Annotated in this window: 6 protein-coding genes; all 6 read left to right on the top strand. The window is 67.0% G+C overall.

Annotation, left to right across the window (positions count from 1 at the left end; translation table 11 throughout):
• The coding region (locus VGF12_RS19635) for a FimV/HubP family polar landmark protein (protein WP_331177740.1) at positions 1-1,260 on the top strand (1,260 nt) is incomplete at its 5' end.
• Between the two features lie 57 nt (positions 1,261-1,317).
• Positions 1,318-2,100 carry a tRNA pseudouridine(38-40) synthase TruA gene (truA, locus tag VGF12_RS19630; RefSeq protein ID WP_331177739.1) on the top strand — a complete coding sequence of 261 codons (783 nt, stop codon included), beginning with the start codon at positions 1,318-1,320 and terminating at the stop codon, positions 2,098-2,100.
• Complete coding sequence (locus VGF12_RS19625) at positions 2,097-2,726, top strand: phosphoribosylanthranilate isomerase (RefSeq protein ID WP_331177741.1); 630 nt, start codon at positions 2,097-2,099, stop codon at positions 2,724-2,726. The genes truA and VGF12_RS19625 overlap by 4 nt, the downstream gene beginning before the upstream one ends.
• 8 nt (positions 2,727-2,734) lie before the next feature.
• Positions 2,735-3,997 carry a tryptophan synthase subunit beta gene (gene trpB / locus VGF12_RS19620; protein ID WP_331177738.1) on the top strand — a complete coding sequence of 421 codons (1,263 nt, stop codon included), beginning with the start codon at positions 2,735-2,737 and terminating at the stop codon, positions 3,995-3,997.
• Positions 3,994-4,797 (top strand): tryptophan synthase subunit alpha, encoded by an 804-nt coding sequence (gene trpA, locus VGF12_RS19615; RefSeq protein ID WP_331177737.1) that lies wholly within the window; start codon positions 3,994-3,996, stop codon positions 4,795-4,797. Before trpB ends, trpA begins: the two co-directional genes overlap by 4 nt.
• A gap of 2 nt (positions 4,798-4,799) precedes the next feature.
• Positions 4,800-5,672, top strand: coding sequence for an acetyl-CoA carboxylase, carboxyltransferase subunit beta (accD, locus tag VGF12_RS19610; RefSeq protein ID WP_331177736.1), 873 nt, complete (start codon positions 4,800-4,802; stop codon positions 5,670-5,672).
• The last annotated feature ends 93 nt before the right edge of the window (positions 5,673-5,765 follow it).

Here is a 5,765-nt window from a genome sequence, read left to right as displayed (position 1 = left end):
GCCAGTGCCCCGGCGTCGCGGCCCGCCGTCCGCGCCAGTGCGCCGCTGGCGCCGCCGCCGGCAGCCGAGCCGCCCGGCGTCATCGAGCAATTCCTCGACAGCCCGCTGATCGTCGTCGTCGGCGCAGTCCTGCTTTCTGCGCTCGGGGGCTTCGGCCTGTACCGCCTGCGTTCACGCCGTGCGGTCAGCGCGCCTGAGACGGGTTTCCACGAGAGCCGCCTGCAGCCGGACTCCTTCTTTGGTGGTACCGGTGGCCAGCGTGTCGACACGCGGGATGGTCAGAACAGCGGCCAGTCGTCCATGAGCTACTCGCTGAGCCAGCTCGACGCCATCGGCGATGTGGACCCGGTCGCCGAGGCCGATGTCTACCTGGCCTATGGCCGCGACCTGCAGGCCGAGGAGATCCTCAAGGAAGCGCTGCGCGCCAATCCGACGCGCCTGGCCATCCGCCTCAAGCTGCTGGAGGTCTACGCCAAGCGCCGTGACACCAAGGGCTTCGAGCAGCTTGCCGTCCAGCTCTATGCTGAGACCAAGGGCGCGGGCGAGGACTGGGCCAAGGCCCAGGAGCTGGGCCGTGGCATCGATCCGGACAACCCCCTCTATCAGCCCGGTGGTGCGCCCGCCCATGTCGAAGACGGCCCCGAACTTCGCCCTGAGCCGATGAACGCCAGCACGCTGCCGCAGACGGCCCTGCCGCCTGGTGCTGCAGCCACCGCGAGCGCGGCTCATCTGGCGACCGACGTGATGCGCGGTGGCCCCGACACAGGCCCCGTGAGTGGCTTCGACCTGGCCCTGGACCTGGACCTCGACGCACCGGAGCCGGTGTCGCCGACGGCCATGGCCGCCACCCAGGCCATGCCGGCTTCGGTCGAGCAGGCGCCGATGACGATGGACTTCGACATCTCTGCCCGCGGCACCCGCACGGCGCCGCCCGCGCCGGACCTGAACTTCGACCTCAGCGGAATGGGTGACCTGCCGGTCATCGCTTCGCCGGCGCCGGCGGCCGCGCCGGGGGATCTGGATTTCGATCTCGGCGATGCCTTGCAGTCCGGCGAGTCCCATCCGGCCCCCCTGGCTCAGTCCCTGGGCGCACTGGGTGACGATGAAGGCGATCCCTTGCTTCGCCAGCTCGAGCTGGCGGACGAGTTCCGCCAGATCGGCGACACCGAAGGTGCCCGTGAGGTGCTGCAGGAGCTGCTCCAGCGCGCCAGTGGACCGTTGCGTGACAAGGCGCAGGCCATGCTGAACGAGCTGCGCTGAACGCAGCCGCGATACTTCGACGCCCGGCCTTGGCCGGGCGTTTTTACTTGGGAGCCCATGAGAGTTGCACTAGGAGTCAGCTACCGCGGCGGCGGCTACAACGGCTGGCAGAGCCAGCCCGACGGCCGCACCGTGCAGGACGCGCTGGAGAAAGGGCTGTCCGCGTTCGCGGCCCGGCCCATTCGCACCTTGTGCGCCGGCCGCACCGATGCCGGCGTGCATGGCATCAACCAGGTCGTGCACTTCGACACCGAGGTCGACCGCGAGCCGTTCTCCTGGGTGCGTGGGAGCAACCGCTATCTGCCGTCCGACATCGCCATCCAGTGGTGCCGTTTCCCGGGTCAGGATTTCCATGCCCGCAACTCAGCGCGCGGCCGGCGCTACGCGTATCTGCTGCTGGAGTCGGCTGTGCGGCCGGCCATCGAGTCCGGCCAGTGCGGCTGGGTGTTCCGGCCGCTTGACCAGGCCGCGCTCGAGGCTGCCGCCGAGCGCCTGATCGGCGAGCACGACTTCTCTTCCTTCCGTTCGTCCGAGTGCCAGGCCGCGTCGCCCGTGAAGACGCTGCGGGAGATCAAGGTGCAGCGCCGCGGCGTCTACTGGCGATTCGAGTTCGAGGCCAGCGCCTTCCTGCATCACATGGTGCGCAACCTGATGGGCTGCATGCTGGCCGTCGGCAGCGGCACCCGCTCGCCGGACTGGGTCAGCGAGGTGCTGGTCGCCCGCGACCGCAAGGTGGCTGCGCCGACCTTTGCCCCTGATGGGCTCTATTTCCTCGGTCCGACCTACGATGCCGAGCTGGATATTCCGCGGCATGTGGCCGCGCTCGATTGGCTCCCATGACCCGAATCAAGATTTGCGGCCTGACCCGTGAGGCCGATGTTGAGGCGGCCGTCGAAGCTGGCGCCGACGCCATCGGCTTCGTCTTCTACGCCAAGAGCCCGCGCGCCGTGACGCCGGAGCGGGCGAGGGTGCTTGCGCGGTTGCTGCCACCGTTCGTGACGCCGGTGGGACTGTTCGTCAACGCCAACGATGCCGATCTGCAGGCCTGCGTCGAGGCGCTGCCCAACATGCTGGTGCAATTCCACGGCGACGAGGCGCCCGCCGACTGCGATCGCGTCCAGCGTCCCTACCTGCGTGCCGCCCGCATGGCGCCCGGAGTCGATTTGCTAGACTTCGCAGCACGTTTTTCCAACGCCCAAGCTATCCTGCTCGACGCCCATGTCGACGGCTATGGCGGCGGCGGCAAGGTCTTCGATTGGTCACTCGTTCCTCCAAGCGTCAGCTCTCGCCTCGTTTTGTCTGGTGGGTTGAATGCTGCCAACGTAGCCGATGGCATCGCGCGGGTGCGGCCCTGGGCCGTTGATGTGAGTTCCGGCGTCGAGGTGTCCAAGGGCATCAAGAGCGCCGGCCTGATCCACGAGTTCTGCAGTACGGTGCGACGCGCCGACGCCGAACTGACCCGATAGGAAAGACCATGTTTCCGTATGACCAGCCCGATGCGACCGGGCATTTCCGCCATGCCGGCACGCCGACCTATGGCGGCAGCTTCGTCTCCGAGACCCTCGTCCATGCGCTGGACCAGCTCAAGGACGCCTACGCTCACTACCAGCACGACGCCGAGTTCCTCGCCGAGTTCAAGAAGGAGCTCAAGCACTTCGTGGGTCGCCCGAGCCCCATCTATCACGCCGACCGTCTGAGCCGTGAGCTGGGCGGGGCGCAGATTTACCTGAAGCGCGAGGATCTCAACCACACGGGCGCGCACAAGATCAACAACGTCATCGGTCAGGCGCTGCTGGCCAAGCGCATGGGCAAGCCGCGCGTCATCGCCGAAACCGGCGCTGGCCAGCATGGCGTGGCGACCGCCACCATCTGCGCGCGCTACGGCCTGGAATGCGTGGTCTACATGGGCAGCGAGGACGTTAAGCGACAGTCGCCCAACGTCTATCGCATGAAGCTGCTCGGCGCGACCGTCGTGCCGGTGGAGAGCGGCAGCAAGACGTTGAAGGACGCGCTGAACGAGGCGATGCGCGACTGGGTCACCAACGTGGAGAACACGTTCTACATCATCGGCACCGTGGCAGGCCCGCACCCCTATCCGATGATGGTGCGCGACTTCCAGCGCATCATCGGCCTGGAGTGTCTGGAGCAGATGCCCGAGCTGGCAGGGCGACAGCCCGACGCCGTCATCGCCTGCGTCGGCGGCGGGTCGAACGCCATCGGCATCTTTCATCCCTACATCCCGAATGAGAACGTGCGCCTGATCGGCGTCGAGGCCGAAGGGCAGGGTGTGGCCAGTGGCAAGCATGCCGCGACCCTGACCGCTGGCAGCCCCGGTGTGCTGCATGGCAACCGCACTTATCTGCTGCAGGACGAGGACGGCCAGATCATCGAGACGCATTCGATCTCGGCAGGCCTGGATTACCCCGGCGTCGGCCCTGAGCATGCCCACCTGAAGGACATCGGTCGGGCTGAGTACGTCGGCATCACCGATGCCGAGGCGCTGGCGGCTTTCCATCGCCTGTGTCGCACCGAGGGCATCATCCCGGCGCTCGAATCCAGCCATGCCGTCGCACACGCGATCAAGTTGGCGCCGACGCTGTCCGAGGACAAGGTGCTGCTGGTCAACCTCAGCGGCCGAGGCGACAAGGACATCGGCACCGTGGCAGATCTGTCCGGCGCCGCCTATTTCGACCGGCCTTCGCAGGCGGGCGAAAAGGTCAAGGGAGGTGCTCAATGAGCCGCATCCAGACCACCTTCGACAGGCTGAAGGCCCAGGGTCGCAAGGCGCTGATCCCTTTCGTCACTGCAGGTGACCCGCATCCGAGCGCGACCGTCGAGCTGCTGCTGGCGATGGCCGAGGCCGGCGCCGACGTCCTCGAGCTGGGTGTGCCGTTCTCCGACCCCATGGCCGACGGCCCCGTCATCCAGCGCGCCGGCGAGCGAGCGTTGAAGCAGGACATTGGCTTGCGCAAGGTGCTGGCCTTTGTGCGCGAGTTCCGTGCCCTCAACGACACCACGCCGCTGGTGCTGATGGGCTATGCGAATCCCGTCGAGCACTATGGACTGGATGCTTTCGTGGCCGATGCGGCAGCGGCAGGCGTCGATGGGGTGCTCATCGTCGACTACCCGCCCGAGGAGTGCGAAGAGTTCGCCGCCAAGCTGCGTGCCGCGAACATGGACGCCATCTTCCTGTTGGCGCCCACGTCGACCGAGGCCCGCATGGCTCAGGTCGGCAAGCTGGCCAGCGGCTACGTCTATTACGTGTCGTTGAAAGGGGTGACCGGGGCGGGCCACCTCAATACCGCCGCAGTGGCCGAAGCCGTGCCGAGGATCCGCCAGCACGTCAGCACGCCGGTCGGCGTGGGTTTCGGCATCCGTGACGGGGCCACCGCGCGTGCCGTGGCGGATGTTTCGGACGCAGTCGTCATCGGCTCCAAGCTGGTCGAACTGCTGGAGCGCCAGCCAGCCGATAATGTCGCCTTGACCGGCGCGGCCTTCATCCGAGAGATCCGCGCTGCACTCGACAAAAAGGACTGACCATGAGTTGGCTCGACAAACTGCTCCCGCCCAAGATCCAGCAGGGCGATCCGGCGGACCGCCGCACGGTGCCGGAAGGTCTGTGGATCAAGTGCCCGAGCTGTGAGACGGTGCTCTACAAGACCGACCTGGAGCAGAACATCAACGTCTGCCCCAAGTGCTCGCACCATCACCGCATCGGTGCCCGCGCCCGCCTGGATGCCTTCCTCGACGGCGAAGGCCGCTACGAGATCGGCCAAGAGGTGCTGCCGGTCGACGCGCTGAAGTTCAAGGACAGCAAGAAGTACCCCGATCGCCTGAAGGAAGCGCTGGAGAGCACCGGCGAGACCGACGCGCTCGTTGTCATGGGCGGCGCCATCATGAGCGTGCCGGTCGTCGCGGCCTGCTTCGAGTTCGACTTCATGGGCGGCTCCATGGGCTCCGTCGTCGGCGAGCGCTTCGTGCGCGGCGTCGAGACGGCCATCGAGCAGAAGACGCCTTTCATCTGCTTCACCGCCACTGGCGGCGCGCGCATGCAGGAAGGCCTGCTGTCGCTGATGCAGATGGCCAAGACCAATGCGTCGCTGACGCGCCTGGCCAAGGCCAAGCTGCCCTACATCAGCGTGCTGACCGACCCGACCATGGGCGGCGTGTCGGCCTCGTTCGCCTTTGTGGGCGACATCGTGCTGGCCGAGCCCAAGGCGCTGATCGGTTTCGCCGGTCCGCGCGTCATCGAGAACACCGTGCGCGAGAAGCTGCCTGCAGGTTTCCAGCGCGCCGAGTTCCTGATGGAGAAGGGGGCCATCGACATGATCGTGGACCGCCGCCAACTGCGCGAAACCATCGCGCGCCAGCTCGCCATGCTGCAGCGCCAGAGCGCCGACGCGGTGGCCTGACCCTCGTCGCGACAGTTCCGAGCCAGGCCCCGTGCCTGGCTTTTGTTTTTTGAATCGCCATGACGCTTGAAGACTGGCTCGCTCACTGCGAGC

It is taken from the genome of Roseateles sp., from assembly GCF_036404855.1.
Classification (GTDB): Bacteria; Pseudomonadota; Gammaproteobacteria; order Burkholderiales; family Burkholderiaceae_C; genus Pelomonas.
The sequence above is the reverse complement of the archived record's forward strand: the minus strand, read 5'-3'. Positions and strand labels throughout refer to the sequence as shown.